The organism is Phormidesmis priestleyi ULC007, assembly GCF_001895925.1.
Classification (GTDB): Bacteria; Cyanobacteriota; Cyanobacteriia; order Leptolyngbyales; family Leptolyngbyaceae; genus Phormidesmis_A; species Phormidesmis_A priestleyi_A.
Map to the genome: position 1 here is coordinate 13,925 of NZ_MPPI01000014.1, position 16,232 is coordinate 30,156.

General features: G+C 48.8%; 18 protein-coding genes. 10 read left to right on the forward strand and 8 right to left on the reverse strand.

What is annotated here, in order from left to right; all coding sequences use genetic code 11:
- Positions 1-7 precede the first annotated feature (7 nt).
- The 3 genes from devC to BRW63_RS14040 are packed head-to-tail and all read right to left on the reverse strand — an operon-like array spanning position 8 to position 2,863.
- Entirely contained in the window at positions 8-1,180 is a 1,173-nt protein-coding gene (gene devC / locus BRW63_RS14030; protein WP_083582940.1) for an ABC transporter permease DevC, read from the reverse strand.
- A gap of 9 nt (positions 1,181-1,189) precedes the next feature.
- Entirely contained in the window at positions 1,190-2,377 is a 1,188-nt protein-coding gene (locus tag BRW63_RS14035) for an ABC exporter membrane fusion protein (protein ID WP_073072126.1), read from the reverse strand.
- Positions 2,378-2,392: 15 nt separating this feature from the next.
- Entirely contained in the window at positions 2,393-2,863 is a 471-nt protein-coding gene (locus BRW63_RS14040; RefSeq protein WP_073072128.1) for a methyltransferase family protein, read from the reverse strand.
- 114 nt (positions 2,864-2,977) lie between these two features.
- Between BRW63_RS14040 and BRW63_RS14045 the strand changes: the two genes are divergently transcribed.
- The gene (locus tag BRW63_RS14045) at positions 2,978-3,526 is read left to right on the forward strand and encodes a PadR family transcriptional regulator (RefSeq protein ID WP_073072130.1); all 549 of its coding nucleotides are present in this window, start codon (positions 2,978-2,980) and stop codon (positions 3,524-3,526) included.
- Here BRW63_RS14045 and BRW63_RS14050 read toward each other — a convergent pair.
- The 3 genes from BRW63_RS14050 to BRW63_RS14060 form a co-directional block, all read right to left on the reverse strand.
- A complete protein-coding gene (locus tag BRW63_RS14050) occupies positions 3,523-3,900 on the reverse strand; it encodes a DUF6464 family protein (RefSeq protein WP_073072131.1) in 378 nt (125 codons plus the stop codon). The genes BRW63_RS14045 and BRW63_RS14050 overlap by 4 nt on opposite strands.
- Before the next feature lie 279 nt (positions 3,901-4,179).
- Positions 4,180-5,661, reverse strand: coding sequence for a DUF4335 domain-containing protein (locus tag BRW63_RS14055; protein WP_073072134.1), 1,482 nt, complete (start codon positions 5,659-5,661; stop codon positions 4,180-4,182).
- Complete coding sequence (locus tag BRW63_RS14060) at positions 5,658-6,284, reverse strand: DUF3038 domain-containing protein (RefSeq protein WP_073072136.1); 627 nt, start codon at positions 6,282-6,284, stop codon at positions 5,658-5,660. The genes BRW63_RS14055 and BRW63_RS14060 overlap by 4 nt, the downstream gene beginning before the upstream one ends.
- A 411-nt stretch (positions 6,285-6,695) precedes the next feature.
- On the opposite strand from BRW63_RS14060, the gene psbP reads away from it, so the two are divergent.
- The 5 genes from psbP to BRW63_RS14085 all read left to right on the forward strand — a co-directional run bounded on the left by psbP (position 6,696) and on the right by BRW63_RS14085 (position 10,650).
- Positions 6,696-7,241 carry a photosystem II reaction center PsbP gene (gene psbP / locus BRW63_RS14065; protein ID WP_073072137.1) on the forward strand — a complete coding sequence of 182 codons (546 nt, stop codon included), beginning with the start codon at positions 6,696-6,698 and terminating at the stop codon, positions 7,239-7,241.
- Positions 7,242-7,251: 10 nt separating this feature from the next.
- Positions 7,252-7,932, forward strand: a complete 681-nt coding sequence (locus BRW63_RS14070; RefSeq protein WP_073072139.1) for a nucleoside triphosphate pyrophosphatase — start codon at positions 7,252-7,254, stop codon at positions 7,930-7,932.
- Positions 7,933-8,110: 178 nt separating this feature from the next.
- Positions 8,111-9,199 (forward strand): serine/threonine-protein kinase, encoded by a 1,089-nt coding sequence (locus tag BRW63_RS14075; RefSeq protein ID WP_073072141.1) that lies wholly within the window; start codon positions 8,111-8,113, stop codon positions 9,197-9,199.
- A 33-nt stretch (positions 9,200-9,232) separates the two neighbouring features.
- Positions 9,233-10,075 carry a nucleoside triphosphate pyrophosphohydrolase gene (gene mazG, locus BRW63_RS14080; protein WP_073072143.1) on the forward strand — a complete coding sequence of 281 codons (843 nt, stop codon included), beginning with the start codon at positions 9,233-9,235 and terminating at the stop codon, positions 10,073-10,075.
- Between the two features lie 329 nt (positions 10,076-10,404).
- On the forward strand, positions 10,405-10,650 hold the full coding sequence (locus BRW63_RS14085; RefSeq protein ID WP_073072144.1) for a DUF2949 domain-containing protein: 246 nt from the start codon (positions 10,405-10,407) through the stop codon (positions 10,648-10,650).
- Positions 10,651-10,654: 4 nt separating this feature from the next.
- Here BRW63_RS14085 and BRW63_RS14090 read toward each other — a convergent pair whose 3' ends face one another.
- A complete protein-coding gene (locus BRW63_RS14090) occupies positions 10,655-11,218 on the reverse strand; it encodes a DUF3611 family protein (protein ID WP_073072146.1) in 564 nt (187 codons plus the stop codon).
- A 117-nt stretch (positions 11,219-11,335) separates the two neighbouring features.
- On the opposite strand from BRW63_RS14090, the gene BRW63_RS14095 reads away from it, so the two are divergent.
- Positions 11,336-12,772 (forward strand): RecQ family ATP-dependent DNA helicase, encoded by a 1,437-nt coding sequence (locus tag BRW63_RS14095; RefSeq protein WP_073072147.1) that lies wholly within the window; start codon positions 11,336-11,338, stop codon positions 12,770-12,772.
- 16 nt (positions 12,773-12,788) lie between these two features.
- On the opposite strand, the gene BRW63_RS14100 is transcribed toward BRW63_RS14095, so the two are convergent.
- A complete protein-coding gene (locus BRW63_RS14100; RefSeq protein ID WP_073072149.1) occupies positions 12,789-13,781 on the reverse strand; it encodes an ABC transporter permease in 993 nt (330 codons plus the stop codon).
- A 244-nt stretch (positions 13,782-14,025) separates the two neighbouring features.
- Between BRW63_RS14100 and BRW63_RS14105 the strand changes: the two genes are divergently transcribed.
- Genes BRW63_RS14105 through BRW63_RS14115 form a run of 3 tightly spaced genes read left to right on the forward strand, consistent with a single transcriptional unit; the run spans position 14,026 to position 16,180 of the window.
- Positions 14,026-15,678, forward strand: coding sequence for a site-specific DNA-methyltransferase (locus BRW63_RS14105; RefSeq protein WP_219898529.1), 1,653 nt, complete (start codon positions 14,026-14,028; stop codon positions 15,676-15,678).
- A gap of 17 nt (positions 15,679-15,695) precedes the next feature.
- Positions 15,696-15,947, forward strand: a complete 252-nt coding sequence (locus BRW63_RS14110) for a type II toxin-antitoxin system HicA family toxin (protein WP_073072153.1) — start codon at positions 15,696-15,698, stop codon at positions 15,945-15,947.
- A gap of 2 nt (positions 15,948-15,949) precedes the next feature.
- On the forward strand, positions 15,950-16,180 hold the full coding sequence (locus BRW63_RS14115; RefSeq protein ID WP_073072155.1) for a type II toxin-antitoxin system HicB family antitoxin: 231 nt from the start codon (positions 15,950-15,952) through the stop codon (positions 16,178-16,180).
- Positions 16,181-16,232 lie beyond the last annotated feature (52 nt).

The following is a 16,232-nucleotide window of genomic DNA, read 5'->3' on the forward strand; positions in this document are numbered from 1 at the left end:
CTAACTCCTAAAAAATATCGGCGGGGTCAGCGGTTTGTAATTTACGCACGGCGATCGCAGCCGAGGATGAACTCATGATTGCAGTGAGGACAAAGACAAACACAACCCGCCCCAAATCCATCGCCATCGGCAGCATGGTTGCAATATTAGTAATGCGATAGATGCCCAAGGCGATCAGAGTCCCAGGAACAAACCCAAGGGCCGCCAAAATTAGGGATTCTTGGAACACGACGATGAGCAGATAGCGATCGCGAAACCCCATCGCTTTGAGCGTGGCATATTCGGGTAGATGATTGGTCACATCGCTATAGAGAATCTGGTAGACAATCACCGCCCCTACAATAAAGGCAATGACCACGCCCAAATCAAAGGTATAGCCTACCGGAGTGCTGGCATTCCAAAAGGCAACTTCTGCTCTAGCATAGTCATCTCTCGTCATGACTTTGACATCATTGGGCAGACGCAATCGCATCGCTGCTAAAACCGCTTGAACATCTGCACCAGGCTTAAGTTTGATGACTCCGACATCAATCAACCCACCTCGACGAAAATTAGCCATGCGTAGAAAGTTGACATCACTCGTCACCAAGTAGGCATTGATGCCAAACGTCGGGCTGAGTTTGAACAATCCCTGAACTTGAACTTGACGTTCATTAATCTCGGTTGTGATCGATTCCCCCGACTCAAACCGTTGGGCAATTGCTCCAAATTCTCGACGAGAACCCAGATTAAACAAAACTGTATCTGGTTCGCGCAGTTTCTCGCGGTTGGCTTCTACACCCGGAACATTCATCACCTGATGTTCTGGGTTAATGCCGATCGCATAGATATCCCAAATTTCTTTGTTTTCAGGATTGCGCCACTGAATTGCATTGAGATAGATTGGGCTGACCGATGCAACACCCGTTACGCCTGCTGCCTGATAGAGTCGGCGCTCGCTAAACCGATCCAGGGAAATCAGCGCTCGCGATCGCCCACTCAGCATGACAAGTTCACCGTTCAGGCTATTGTGAAATTCCACTGCGCTACTAAACAATGCGCCTCGAAAGCCCATTTGCAAAAACATCAGCACATCGGCAAAGCTAATACCTGCGATCGCCACGAGCAAAAGTGCCCGTTCTTTCCGTAACTGTAACCAGGACAAAAACAGCGGTTTCTTTTTCTGAGTCATTTTAGTCATGCAATTTCCTCAAGATTTGACATCGAGTGATACTTGAATACTCAAATTTGTTAAACCCGAAACTCTACGACTAAACGGCTCATCCAATAGCACTTTCACTTCCACCACTCGCGCATCAAACTGAGCTGCCGGATCGGTGTTGAGAACATCTTGTTTGTTAATCTCTAGTCCGACTTCGACAACCTTGCCGCGTAGCACGTCTGGAAAGGCATTGTTCTTGCTAATCACAGTTGCAGTCTGCCCGACTCGAATGCGGCTGATATCCAATTCGTAAACTTCTGCTACTGCCACCATTCTCTGAGTTTGCCCCAGGCTAATGATGCCTTGAGTCCCAACCAACTCTCCAGGACGAGTGTGGATTTTGAGAACTTGTCCATTTTGGGGCGATCGCACCGTTGCCAAGTCCAATTCTGCCTGTGCCCGCGCTACACTCGCCTGTGCTTGAGCCACCTGCGATCGCACCACCTTCACATCGACCGGGCGCACTTCTGCAATTTGATCGAGCGTGGCTTGCGCTTCAGCGACCTGCTTCTGTCGAGATAGCTGAATTCGGCTCAGATTAGCCCGCGCCTCGTTTAGCTGTTGCCGCACCGTATCAGCAGTCAATTGCTTCCCATCGCGCAAAGAAGCAGAGATGGCACCTTCGGTATAAAGCGCCTGATAGCGCCGATCTTCGAGTTCTGCATTGCGAAGTTCTGCTTGCAGACGGGCGATCGTGGCTTCCTGGGCAACGGTTTCAGTTTGTAATTCCACCTGTTGGCGATCAACTACTTGTGCCTGCGCTCGAATTTCTCCCGACTTCGCGCCCGCTTCCACCTGCCCTAACCGGGCTTGGGCAACCCTCAACTGCTCTTGTGCTTCTTGCAAAGCTGCCCGCCGACGCGCATAAGTATCTAGAACTGCAATCACATCTCCTTGGCGAATCCGTTGACCGTGGCTCACTTTGAGAGTTTCCACTCGCGCCCCCTCTGAGGAGGTAGGCGCAAACACTTGAATGACTTCACCCTCTGGCTCCAATCGTCCCAGTGCAGATACTGTTTCAACCTTGGGCGCAGCAGCCACCACGATTGACGGCTGAATTGGACGACTCAACCAGGTTCGGTAAGCAATACTGCCAGCTAGCAGGAGAAAACCGATCCCAAACATCGCCACTAAGCGAGGTGATCGCCATTTAGCTCCCCAATCCATATGATCCATGTTTTGCCCCCTTGGTCACACCCAACGCCGCACACTCGCTTTATAGCGAAGATATTCATCACCGAATTTTTGCTCTAGATAATGCTCTTCGCGCTTGATCACGCCGTTTTGCACAACAACTATGAGCGGCAACAGAAGCAACAACGCCCAAAATGCGTTAAAAAGTAGCGCAATACCGACGTAAAGCATCGTTAAAGATAAGTAAATCGGGTTGCGACTAAAACTGAACGCTCCGTCGGAAACGATCGCTGTCGTTGGACAAGAAGGATCAACTGCTGTCTGTGCGCGGCGCATCGCGCGAAAAGCCGAAATTGCGATCAAAGCCGCGCCGACAAGTAAAACCACGCCTGATGCGATCGCGATCCATTGCGGCAGGAAGGTAGCCGGAAAAATAAAATGAAGTAATAGTCCGATCGCGAGTGTCCCGGCAAAAAGCGCAGGCGGAAATGCAATGACTCCGGGATTATCCACTGTTTCTTCTGACATTGAATTTTTCCTCAAAGGTTGACCTTATCTACTCTAATTATTGTATTCAAAAACTTGAATACAATAATCAATGTATAGTCAACGTATTGAATTCGTCAAGTAGAGTTTTTGGTTATGGCACTCAAGCACACCATCCTGGCATTCCTGTCTCGTCAGCCTTTGAGCGGCTATGACGTTGCCAAAGAGTTTGCTGAAGGGTTTGGCAGTTGCTTTTGGAAAGCAAGTCAGCAGCAAGTTTATGCCGAACTGACAAAGCTAGAGCAGCAGGGCAGCGTCACTTACGAGGCAATTCCGCAACCGGGACGACTCGATAAAAAAATCTATTCCATCACGGATCAGGGACAGCAGGAACTACTCGATTGGTTAACTCAACCCTGCGAACCCGCCGCTATTCGTGAAGATTTGGGCGTGATGGGGTTGGCGGGCCATCTCGTTTCCTCTCAGGTAGTGATCCGCGAAATTGAACGGCGGCGACAATTACACGTTGAAATGGTGCAACACGTCAAGAAATTAGATGAGCATTTCTCTCAGCATCTCGATTCGCTAGACTTAAAGGATCTCTATATGCATTTAGTAATTCGTCGCGGCATTCGCTATCAGGAAGAGTGGGTAGCTTGGTGCGACGAAGCGCTTCAGGCGATCGGGCAAACTGTAAAACGCTAGGTAATTGAGAGATGACCGCGACCCTCGCTCTCATAAAATCGACAGCCTGCACAGAGTCCTTGTGGGTTGACCGCACAGCGAATTAGCTGCGATCGCGCATTAAACCCACAGGTGGCATCGCCCAAAACCCAACGACCCTCGATCAGCGATTGTTCGATCGGGCGTTGAGCCGTCTGCACATAGAGCGCAATTTTGTGGAGGTGATAGCGTCCTGCTTTTAGCTGATAGCGGTGATGTCGCTCTAAAACCGCGTAAGTCTGTCCTTCTAAATCAAGGTAAGCGCCGGGTTGGGGTGCCCAGTCAAGACGAACACTTCCTAGAAATTGACGAGAATTGCTCAAAATCAACTCGGTAGGCAGCGATGGTTGCTCCATGAGAAACGTGTTCTAGAGTACACAGTGCCTTTTGATGGTATCGCGATCGTAACCCGTCACCCCCACAGTTTAGATTCTGCACAGATTTTGGGTTTACTTAAGTCTTGCACCTCTCGCAACAACCGCCGGAAATTAATTTCCCGGCTCATAGCTCAACCCCATGGAAATGGGTTGAAACCTTTGCTCAGTCCTCTTCAGAGGACTTTAGCGATTAGCCCGAATTTTAATTCAGGTGGGTGATCGGGAACTCGTTGAGACGGGTGCAAGATCTGAGTTTACCTAACGCCGCCCAAACCACGGATTGACCTGCAAAACGCCACTGGGCTTAAAGACGACCTTAAAGGAAGCCAAAGACTCTTGAGGAGTCGCGTTCGGGTCAGCAGGTTTGCCTAGCTGGGAGAGCGGAGTCGATTGGGAAAACTCACTGGCTGCCGCGTTTCCAGGCTCATAGTCAGCGATCGTGCCGTCCGACTTGACTCGGACTCGAAAGATCAATTCCTTATTAAAAGGAGGACTGCCTTTCCAGTTTTGGTCAATCTGGTCATAAAGCTTTGGCTGTAAAGCTTCTAGCTGCGACTTCTCGGTGATCTCTGCGGGAGCGGTAGACGACCCACTGAGAGAAGCGGTTGGGCTAGGAGTTGCCGACGCTGCGGGGCTAGGAGACTCTGACGCTGATGGATTAGGTGACGGAGATGAAGTTTCCCAGGGGCTAACTTCGAGGCTGCCTTGCGACGTAAAAGTAACTTTAAATTGCCCGATCGGTTCCTGAGAAGGCGTACTGCCAACGGCTGGAATGTAGAGCAGATTGAGTAGAGGCGTTTGTTTTACATTTTCGAGCGCCCCCGGACTTTCGGGTTTATAGCCGACGATCGCGCCATCTTTGCCCACGCCGACGCGATAAACCAGATCTTGAGTTGGGTTGGTTTGCGGCTTCCATTTGTCATTCACTTGGTCATAAAGCCGTTGCCGGAGTCGATCGAGTTCTTGCGGGTCGGTGATCGCGGGAGTCGTATTCAGCGTGTTTTCGAGTTGTGCTAAATCGGGTTCAGCCAGTTGGCTCGGACTCGGTGAAGCCGATGCCTGCGAACTCGGTGACACTGAAGGACTCAGAGAAGGACTGCCTGTGGGTTTAGGAGACGCAGCCGAAGTCGGACATTCTCCAGCCGCGAGACAAGCGGGTTTATTGACTTTTGGCATCGGCAGCATAAAAAAGGCGATCGCTGCCAGTGCTAACCCCGAAACTCCGATCGCCGCCGGAACTGCCTGTTTTGCCAACGGTTCGCGCGCAAACGCATATCGCTTGGGCACGGGCGCTAGATTTAATGACCAAAAGGGCAGAGTCTGCGTGTCGGCAACAAACTGATCGATCGCTTCCACTAAATCAAATAGCTGCACCGTGCTGAGATCAACTTTCTGAGCGGCTGTTGTGGTGTGATCAGCGCTCGGCTCGATCGTCAGACGGTGATAAATGCGATCGAGCCGCTCTAACTTCACAAACGAAGGCTTATCGCTGTAGGTGTGGCGCGGCAGATGAATTCCACTCAAAAACTCTTGAGCATACAAACTGACGGCGGTTACTAAACTCTCAAAAAATTCCCGTCCGCCAGCGAGGGGCTTTTCTTGCCCTGCTAGGTAGCACTCGGCATTGATCAGCAGTGCCATAACGGGACGCATCTCAGCTTGGGAGGTTGCGATCGGGTCTGCTAACCCCTCTAAAACCAGGGTGCAGTTGGGCAAACTATATTGGCGTTGGATGGTCATCCCACTTCTCCATCAAACAAACTAATCCACAATCGCTGCATTCCTGATGTTCCGGTGCAAAAAAGCAACTGAGCCAGCAGATCAAGCGCCAGTTCGTTCAGCTTCTCGTCAGAACTGTAAGCCATCACTCCCGCACGGCGAGCATTCATCCGGCTGCGAAAATGGGCGCGAAATCGCTCCAAATATTCTGACAATCGAAAGTGATGCTCAGTCGATAGCTGCTTTTCGGTAAGCTGCTGATACGCCAAAAGCAACTGCCGCACCAGCACCGTCAAGCGACGTGCCAGATAGCAGGTAATCACGACGAGAGCTTTTGCTTCTAAAAGCGTCAGAGGGCGACGCTGACTATAGCGCCTAAACGGATTAGTGCTGCGTAAGCGCCAGAGAACCACCCGATTTTGAATAATTCCCCGCAGGTCAAGATCGTTGGCAGTTGACAAGATTGCTTCTGAGCCGCCCAAGTCGAGGGCTTCGATCGCTAACAGCAACAAGTCAATTTGCAATCGCGCCCGTCGTGGGCAAACGCCTTCAGAAACGGGAGGATCGGGCAAACCGTCTAAAATCAAGGGGATGGTCGGGGCAGGTAGGCTATTTAACTGCATTACGCTCACAGAAACACTCATTCCAATTGCGGGGTGTGGTCGATTAACGATGATCTGATGAATCGGGTGGGCATTTTCCTAAAATTCATCGTTGGCTCTTTGCCAATGTAGCAACAGAAATAACCGAAGTTTTAAAACGATTCTGATAATCTGTCTTAGAGTGCCTCAGTTACTAGATTCCATACCAGGGCGGTTAGGGCGTAATTTCCCCACCTTAGCTTAGAACCACTAGCAACATTTCAGTCTATCCGACTTTCAGCAAATCAGCCCAGTCTTAGAGTCTCCGATTTTTTAACCTATTGAAATCTTAAAGGTCTAAATGCTATCCAACATTTACTGATCCAAAGAAATGGGACAATTAACAGTTGAGTTCACTAGGGAAGTTAGAGACTTTGCTCTGCTCTCAGCCGAATTGATAGGAATATTAGAGAAATGCTCAAACGATTTGTCGTACTAGTGTTGGTGGTTTTTAGTCTGAGTTTGCAGGGCTGTGTGTCGGGGGTCGGTGGCTTAAAAAGCTACGCCGATAGCACCGATGGTTATCGGTTTCTCTACCCCAATGGCTGGACAGAAGTGCAGGTGGCTAACGGCCCTGATGTGGTTTTTCACGACATTATCAAGCCGACTGAAAACGTCAGTGTGGTGATTAACCCAACCCAGGGGCAAAAAACGCTTAGCGATCTAGGAACGCCAAGCGAGGTCGGCTATAAGTTGGGCAAAAGCGCGATCGCGCCGCCTAACTCAGGTCGCACCGCAGAACTGGTCAACGCCGAAGCGCGCGAACTGGGTGATCAAACCTATTATCTGCTGGAATATCTAGTCAAGCTGCCCGGAAACCAGGAGCGGCACAACATCGCCAGCGCGATCGTCTATCGGGGCAAGCTCTACACGTTTAACGCCTCCACCTCAGAAGAGCGGTGGGGCAAGATGAAAGACCTGTTGACAACTGCTGCGAAGTCTTTCTCGATCGACGGATAAACTCGACTCTATGACTCCTTTTGTTCTGGCTTCTGCGTCTCCGGCTCGAAAACGGCTGCTTCAGCAAGCGGGCATTGACCCGATCGTGCATCCCAGCGATTTTGACGAATCTCAAATTCAACTAATCGAGCCTGCTGAGTTAGTAAATGTCCTGGCAGAACAAAAAGCCCTAGCAACGATGCGATCGCTCTGGGAACACCGAGGCAATCTGCAACTCGTGGGCTATGGTCGGTTGTTTTCACGCACACCAGGGCTGATTTTGGGATGCGATTCAGTTTTGTCTCTCAAAGGCGAGATTTACGGCAAGCCTGCTGATGCGGCAGACGCGATCGGGCGCTGGAAACAAATGCGTGGTCAGGTGGGCGAACTCTATACGGGGCACGCTTTACTGGTTCCCTATTCAGAACAAGGGATGCTCATTCCTTCTACAACGCTGGTACGTGCTCAAATGACGCGAGTCTTTTTTGCAGAAGTTAGCGATCGTCAGATCGAAGCCTATGTTGCCACTGGCGAACCGCTCGTCTGTGCGGGCTGTTTTGCCCTAGAAGGTCGAGGTAGTTTGTTTGTCGAGAAGATAGAAGGCTGTCATACCAACGTGATCGGGTTGAGCATGCCTCTGTTGAGACGGATGCTGGCTGAGGTGGAGGTTGACGTTACAGATTTTTGGCAGAAACATAGCAATCCCGAATAATTTGTGGGATCGGCATCCTGCCTGTACAGGCTAGAAGCCTGTTCCACTCTTGACAACTGAAATGGGATTGCTATAACCATTTGCAAAAGGCAAAAAACCAACTCTAAAGATTTCCCCAGAGTGTCGGAATACTTCTTAGACTGGAGCAACCGGAGTTCCTCGTGCTTGATTGACCGCAATGGATTGTTTGCCCAAGAATCTCGCTAATTTTCGCTCTGACATTCTGGATCAAACCTACTTGGGGCAAATTTGCGGCTCCAAACAGCTATTTACAGATCGCTACGAAATTCGCAAATTGCTAGGTCGCGGCGGCTTTGGGGTGACGTTTTTGGCGCGCGATCGCGGGTTGCCTAGCAGCCCTCTCTGCGTCATCAAGCAACTGTGTCCTAAAGTTCAAGATGCGGCGGCTCTGCAAAAAGCCCGTCAACGGTTTGAGCAAGAAGCAAAAGCCCTGAGTCGGCTCGGCAGTCATTCTCAAATTCCTCAACTGCTCAACTATTTTGAAACGAACGGTGAATTTTATCTAATCCAGGAATATGTTTGTGGCAATACCTTAAATAAAGAAGTGAGGCAATCAGGTGCCTTTTCTGAAGAGAAGGTCAAAGCGTTTTTGCAAGAATTTCTGCCTCTGTTACGCTACGTTCACAAAAATCGAGTCATTCATCGCGATATCAAGCCGCCTAATCTTCTACGCTGCAAAGATGACGGGCGACTGGTGCTGATCGATTTTGGAGCCGTCAAAGAACGAATTGCCACGGTCGAACACTCTAGCATTCGCACCTCGACGCAGTTTGTGGGCACGATCGGGTTTGCCCCACCAGAGCAGCTTTCGTTACGTCCGGTCTATGCCAGCGATATCTATGCAGTGGGTGCCACCTGTCTCTATTTGTTAACTGGAAAAGCGCCGATCGAGTTTGAGTATGAACCGAAGACGGGTGATATCAAGTGGCGCGACATGGTGCAGGTCAGCGATCATTTTGGACGAGTTTTAGGCAAAATGTTAAGGGTGTCTGCCTGCGATCGCTACCAGTCTGCCGAAGCGGTGCTGCGAGCGCTAGAGTTAGAACCCCATTTAGATGATTTGCTGCCGTGTATGAACAATCAACCGCCTGCAACCTCAGCGATCTCACCCAGAATACCGAGTCACTCACGAGAATTTATTTCTCCCCTGGTTAGGACGGCGATCGCGATTCGAGAGTGGCAAGCCCGCCTGCAAGAACGACGCGATAGTCAAGACGCTTCGGATCAATTGTTGTCTGAGGATTGATACTAGCAGAGTAGATTTTTCAAAGGGCTTAACATGACTGCTCTACCTAACCAAACCGCGATTTTGACGGCGCTGCAACATCTGATTGAAGTCGTCGCCAAGCTGCGATCGCCCGATGGGGGGTGCCCGTGGGATTTAGCCCAAACTCGCGAGACGCTGATTCCTTATGTGATTGAAGAAGCCTACGAAGTGGTTGATGCGATTCGCAGTGGAGATCATGACGCGATCGCCGAAGAGTTGGGAGATTTGCTGCTGCAAGTGGTGCTGCAAGCTCAAGTCGCCAGCGATCAAGGGCAGTTTGATCTGTCGCGGGTCGCTGAGAAAATTACTGAGAAACTGATTCGCAGACATCCTCATGTGTTTACTGATTTAGCGGTTGAGAATATCGATGAGATTCACCGCAACTGGGAGCAAATCAAAGCCGCTGAAAAAGGGCAAGACTTCTCAGAAACCCAACGCCTGACTTATCAGCTAAAGCGGGCTGCCCGATCGCTGCCTCCTTTGATGGCAGCCCTGAAGATTTCTCAAAAAGCGGCGATCGCAGGCTTTGAATGGGAGACGATCGAGGATGTTTGGGCAAAGTTTGAAGAGGAGTTGGCAGAATTTCAGCACGCGTTGGCACACGAAAGTAAAGCTGCACAGCAGGCAGAATTAGGCGATCTGTTCTTCACCCTGATCAATCTCGCTCGCTGGCACGATCTTGATCCATCAGTAGCCGTGCAGGGGACTAATGAACGATTTATTCAACGATTAGCCCAGATCGAAGCGGTGGTCGATCGTCCGCTTTCAGATTACAGCTTGGAAGAGTTAGAAGCGTTTTGGCAGCAGGCAAAAGCCAAGTTAGCCAAAGAACGAGCCACAAACCCAGAGCATTAGCGATCGTAGATTAAATAAACGTGAATTCGATGAGGCTTTTCGCTACGGTTGCAAGTCCGGGCTACCCCCTAAATCCCCCATTTTGGGGGCTGAAGCCGCTCAAAACGAAGCGAAAGAACTCATCGAACTGCCGTTAAATAATATCAGTGACTTGCAACGCTAACAGGCACGGCAGTGCTATGCCCTTACAGCGCTTTACTGAGTAGGTAAAAATACTTATTGGATTGTCTACCGAAAATTTACTGAATTTATTTTTCAATCCACAACTTGAATGTTAGGATAAACACCTAAATTCACCGATCGCTCCTTACTACCCAGGGTTTCCTACAATGTCTGTGCTGCCGTTTGAGATTATTGAGCAATATCAACTAGAAGAGGGTGAGCGAGGGCTTAACCGCCAAAACGCCCACCTAATCCATTTTCTGCAAGAAGAGCTTTGTCTTGCCCCATCCGCGATCGCGATGGCAATTCGCTATGCCAAGCAAGAGAATGGGCCTTTGCCGATGGTGCTTTGGCACTACGGGTTAGTTTCGTTAGAGCAACTCAATCAGATTTTAGACTGGTTAGAAAACTAGCTGTTTACTGCCGACTCATTTTGTTTAACAGCCAAAGTGACGTGGCGATCGCCACAAAATGCGCCAAAATTACGTTGATACTCGCTTGCACGACCAAAATATCAAGTGGTTTAATAAACTTTGATTGGTCGGTGTTGATAAACCCGGCTGCACCTTGACTAAGGGCTTTGCCAAACAGCAAACCGATAATCGCTTCGGCTCCTAGCACTGCTAGCAAAATTCCGCCCAGGCTGGCGATTAATCCGATTCTCAAGACTTGAATCGCTTCTGCTTTTTTAGGACGAGTGGCGGCGGCACCCTGCAATCGACGACCGATCGGAATGTAGCGAAACAGTGCCCAATACATATTAAAGCCCAGCATCGCAATGCCCAAGACGGTTAAAATCACGCCGACATTCGTCCCCGGATTGTTGGCTGAATCAACCCCTCGACTTGCGATCGGGGCAAACAGCAAAATCGCACTCGACACGATCGCCAAAACAAGCTGCGACCAAAAACTGATCCAGCCTGTGAGTCGAAAGGTGCTGGCAATTTGCTTGAGCGTGGGTGAAGAATCAGATTGCGTCATGTCCGAAGGGTTAGAGATGCGATTCTAGCAGTCTCGCATATTTGGCGATCGACCGCACTTCGATTCTAGTTGACGAGGGAGAACGGGCACTCTACTGAAAGCGCTTTTCAGAAGTTTATGAATCTTCCCCGTCCGAGTTCTAAGACCGATCTGCGATCGCGCTTCAAGCAAATTTGGGGCTATGACGACTTTCGATCGCCCCAGGGTGAAATTGTTGAGACGTTGCTGTCACAAAAGGATGCTCTAATTATCATGCCAACAGGCGGCGGCAAATCGATTTGCTTTCAGCTTCCAGCGTTGATGCAAACCGGATTGACGCTAGTGGTTTCGCCGCTGGTTGCCTTAATGGAAAATCAGGTGCAAGAGTTGCGGCAGCGTCGGTTGCCTGCGGCGTTGTTGCACAGCGAACTATCTGCCCCACAGCGCAAACAAGTGCTTTGGGCGATCGAGGCTCAACAACTTCGGCTGCTTTATCTCTCGCCAGAAACGCTGTTGAGCGCGTCGGTTTGGCAACGGCTGTGGGATCCGCGCTTGCAAATCAACGGCATCATTCTAGATGAAGCGCATTGTTTAGCTCAGTGGGGAGACACTTTTCGACCTGCTTATTATCGATTAGGGGCGGTGCGATCGGCGCTATTGCAGCACAAACCCGCCGGGACTCGGATCGCGATCGCTGCCTTTACCGCGACTGCCGATCCTCAGACTCAACAGACGATCGAACGAGTTCTGCAATTGCAAGATCCGCAAGTTTTTCGACTCAATCCCTATCGCAGCAATCTCAGCCTCACGGTGCAAACAGTGCAAACTCCGAGAGGGCGACGAGATCAATTACTTAAATTGATTCAATCTCAACTTAAACAGTCCGGTTTAGTCTATGTGCGAACGCGGCGAGATAGTGAAGAACTATCAGAATGGCTGAGGCAACGAGGTTATAAAACGGCGGCTTATCATGCAGGATTGGGAGCCAGCGATCGCCGCCGCATCGAACAAGCCTGGTTAACCGATGCCCTCCAGTTTGTGGTGTGTACGTGCGCCTTTGGGATGGGGGTAAACAAGGCGAATGTCAGATGGATTGTTCACTTCCATGCACCGTTTCTGCTGAGTGAGTATGTGCAAGAAATTGGACGCGCGGGACGAGATGGCAAACCAGCAAAGGCGCTAATGCTAGTGAGTGGATGGCTCGATTCGGACGATCAACAGCGCTGGAAATTTTTTGAAACGCAAGCACGATCGCAACAGCAAACAGCCCAGAAACTTATCAAAAAACTTCCGCAGCAAGGAAACGTGAATGAAGTAGCTAAACAGTTTAAAGAGAGTACGATCGCGCTTTCGTTATTGCAAAGTCTCGGACGGTTAACCTGGTCTGACCCGTTTCACTACACGATTCACGCGACTGACTCTGCTCAGACTGCAAACTCGTCTAATTCTACGCAACCGATGCGAGACTATCTTAAAACGCGCGAGTGTCGTTGGGGCTTTTTGCTGCGGGCATTTGGGTTTGAGAATGAGGCGATGAGCTTCAAATGTGGGCGGTGCGATCGCTGTCGCGTCTGAAAGAGTTCCAGTCACGTTAATCTTGTTCAAACACTTTGCCTAATGCGGCAGGTGGTGTGCTGCGAATCATTTCTGATGCGGTGCGATCGAGCGGTGAGGGTAATAACTTTAACAATCGTTCTATCCACTCACTAGATGTCAACACGAGTAATAGAATCATTAACATGAAAGGAGCCACATTAAACACTTGACTAGGAACAGCAGGAATTGTACTTTGAGCAACGCTGGCTAAAGATTGCAGGATGCCAAATAAATAACAACTTAACGCGACTCGAAGCGGATTCCACCCACCAAAGATGACGATCGCTAATGCAATCCAGCCATAGCCAGCCGTGTGCATGTGACTCCAACCTGCCTTAAAGTCAAGCGAAAAAGCGGCTCCAGCGATTCCCATCATTGCTCCCCCAATCAGCGTGTAGATGTAGCGCATCTTGACTACATTGGTTCCTCTTGCAAAAGCTGCATTGGGTTGTTCTCCGATCGCTCTTAACATCAGTCCTGCACGAGTCCGATAAAAGTAGACCCAAACTAGGGCGATCGCGGCATAGCTGAAATACACCAGCAAATCACTTTGAAACAAAAGATTTCCTAAAAAGGGAATATTCTGCAAACCGGGAATCTTAAAACTGGGCACTGTCGGGCCGGGAATTCTTACAAAGGAGTTGCCCAGAAACGACGATAAATTTGCGCCTAATAACGCCAACACAAACCCGATCGCGACTTGTGATTGTTTGAGCGTCAACGTTCCTAACGCGACGATCAGCGCGATCGCGGCTCCGACTAAGGCGGCTCCGGCAAATCCGGCTAATAAACTTGGTACTGTTCCCGATCCTTCGAGGGTTTTGGCGATCGCAAAGCTCGTCATGGCTCCGAGCAAAATTGTGCCCTCGGCGGAGAGGTTGATTACCCCAGCGCGTTCGGTGATGGTTTCGCCAAGACAGGCAAACACGAGGGGCGTAGAAGTCGCGATCGCAGTCGCCAAAATGGACACAAATTGAGCAATATCCATAGATCGCATGATTCAGGTGAATTGATTTTAACAGCCTGATTTTGAAGGATTTAAGGAGTTTTGTCAGTTTGTCCGATCGTCAACGTTACGATGTGAAAAGATGCCTGTAGTGAAAACGTAGACAAGATCAAATTTTCTGGCAAGGAGAGACTGATTGCCCCTCTGCAAACATCTGAAGAAATACCACCTGATACGGTCAAACAAAGAGATTTGCCTGTAGCCTAGAGTCTTGCAGACGTTCTCTATGGCTATGGCAACGATCCACTTCAAAGGCAAGTCCTACGTTCAAAATCACCACCTCACCCTCAAGTACCATCATTTGGTGCCCAATCCTGTTGCCAGCCTGACGGATAAAATCAGCCTCCACGATAACCTGATTATCCACGGTGACAACCTGCTCGCTCTTAAAGCCCTGTTGCCGACTTATGCGGGCAAAGTGAAGTGTGTTTATATTGACCCGCCCTACAACACGGGCAACGAAGGCTGGATCTATAACGATAATGTCAACTCGCCGATGATGCAGGAGTGGCTAAAAGCCAACCAACCGATCGACAAAGAAGACCTAGCACGACATGAAAAATGGCTCTGCATGATGATGCCTCGCCTGAAGTTACTCAGAGAGCTTTTGCGAGATGATGGTGTAATTTTTATCTCAATTGATAATAACGAAGTTCATCGTTTGAGAATGCTGATGGATGAGATTTTTGATGAAAACAATTTTATAGCAACTATTATTTGGCAGAAAAAACAATCACCTCAGAATGATGCAACTTATCTTTCTGATATGCACGATTATGTTTTAATTTATGCCAAGAAGGCTAAAGAAACAAAGAATGATCCTGATGGTTGGGAACGGAATTTATTACCGAGAAGCCAAGAACAGGAGGAACGGTATTCTAACCCTGATAATGATCCAAGGGGGACTTGGACATCTGTAGACTACACTTGTAACAAGTCAGTTGATGAACGCCCTAATTTGTATTATCCAATTCTAAATCCCGTCATAGGGAAAGAAGTTTATCCATCACGCTCAAATGTATGGCGATTTGACACAAATAGACATCTGAAGAATGAACAAGAAAACCGAGTATGGTGGAGTGGCGGAATTCCAAGGCTAAAAAGATTTAGATCTGAAGTTAGAGAGGGTGTAGTTCCTTCTACATGGTGGGATCGAAAATTTGCTGGAGATAACCAAAAAGCGCGAAGAGAGATTAAGAAACTTTTTGAAGAGTTAGATAATCCTTTTGACTCGCCTAAACCTGTGAGTCTGCTTAAACTTATTTTTAAGATTGCAACTGAAGATGACTCTATTATTTTAGATTCCTTCGCAGGTTCAGGAACGACGGCTCATGCTGTTTCATCACTTAATCAGGAGGACGGGGGTAATCGTCAGTTTATTCTGGTTGAAATGGAAAACTACGCTGACTCGCTGACGGCAGAGCGAGTACGGCGAGTAATTCAAGGAGTTCCTAATGCAAAAGATAAAACTCTGAAAGATGGTTTGGGCGGCAGTTTTTCGTTTTTTGAATTGGGTGATCCGATCGAGATGCAGGCAATTTTGGAAGGGAATAGTTTGCCTGCTTACGAAGACTTAGCACGGTATGTTTTTTACACTGCGACAGGTGATGAGTTTGACCTAACGAAAGTTGAGGTTGATCGATATTTTATTGGCGAAAGCAACGACTTTGAAGTTTATCTACTTTATCAACCTGATTTGAATTATTTACGCTCCACTGCCCTTGATTTAGGTAAAGCAGAAAAGCTAGGACTGCCGAAACCTAACTCCAAGAAACGGCTGTTTTTCGCACCTATGAAATATCTCGATATCGATACGTTAGAACGATATCGCATTGAATACTGTCAGCTTCCCTTTGAGATTTACAAGTTCAAAGAGTAGCTAGAGGTCTCTACGATATGAGCAGGCGAGAAAAACTCCGTTCAAGATTAAAAAACAACCCAAACAATGCAATATTTTCAGATATTTGGAAGCTTTTAGAACAGGAAGGGTTTGTACTCGATCGAATTACAGGAAGTCATCATATTTTCACAAAGGATGAAATAACGTTCGTCGTTCCAGTCCACAACAACAAAGTCAAAACGATTTATGTGAAGCGAGTGATCGAATTGATTGACCAGACGGAAGTTCAAGAAAATGAAGAGGAGTAAGCATGAATTATCCCATTGTGATTTATCCCTGCGATGAGGGTGGCTATGTTGCAGAAGTTCCAGCCCTTAGAGGATGTTTAGCTCAGGGTGAAACCTTACCTGAAACACTAGAAGAACTAGAAATTGTCACAAAGCTGTGGATTGAAACGGCGCAAAAACATGGGCAATCTTTGCCTGATGTTGATACTGCAATTGAGAAGGCTAAAACTTTGAGCTACAGCGGTTCCTGTTGAGGGCGAGGATCTAGAATGACAAGGCTAAACCCAGTACAGCTTACGCGGCGCG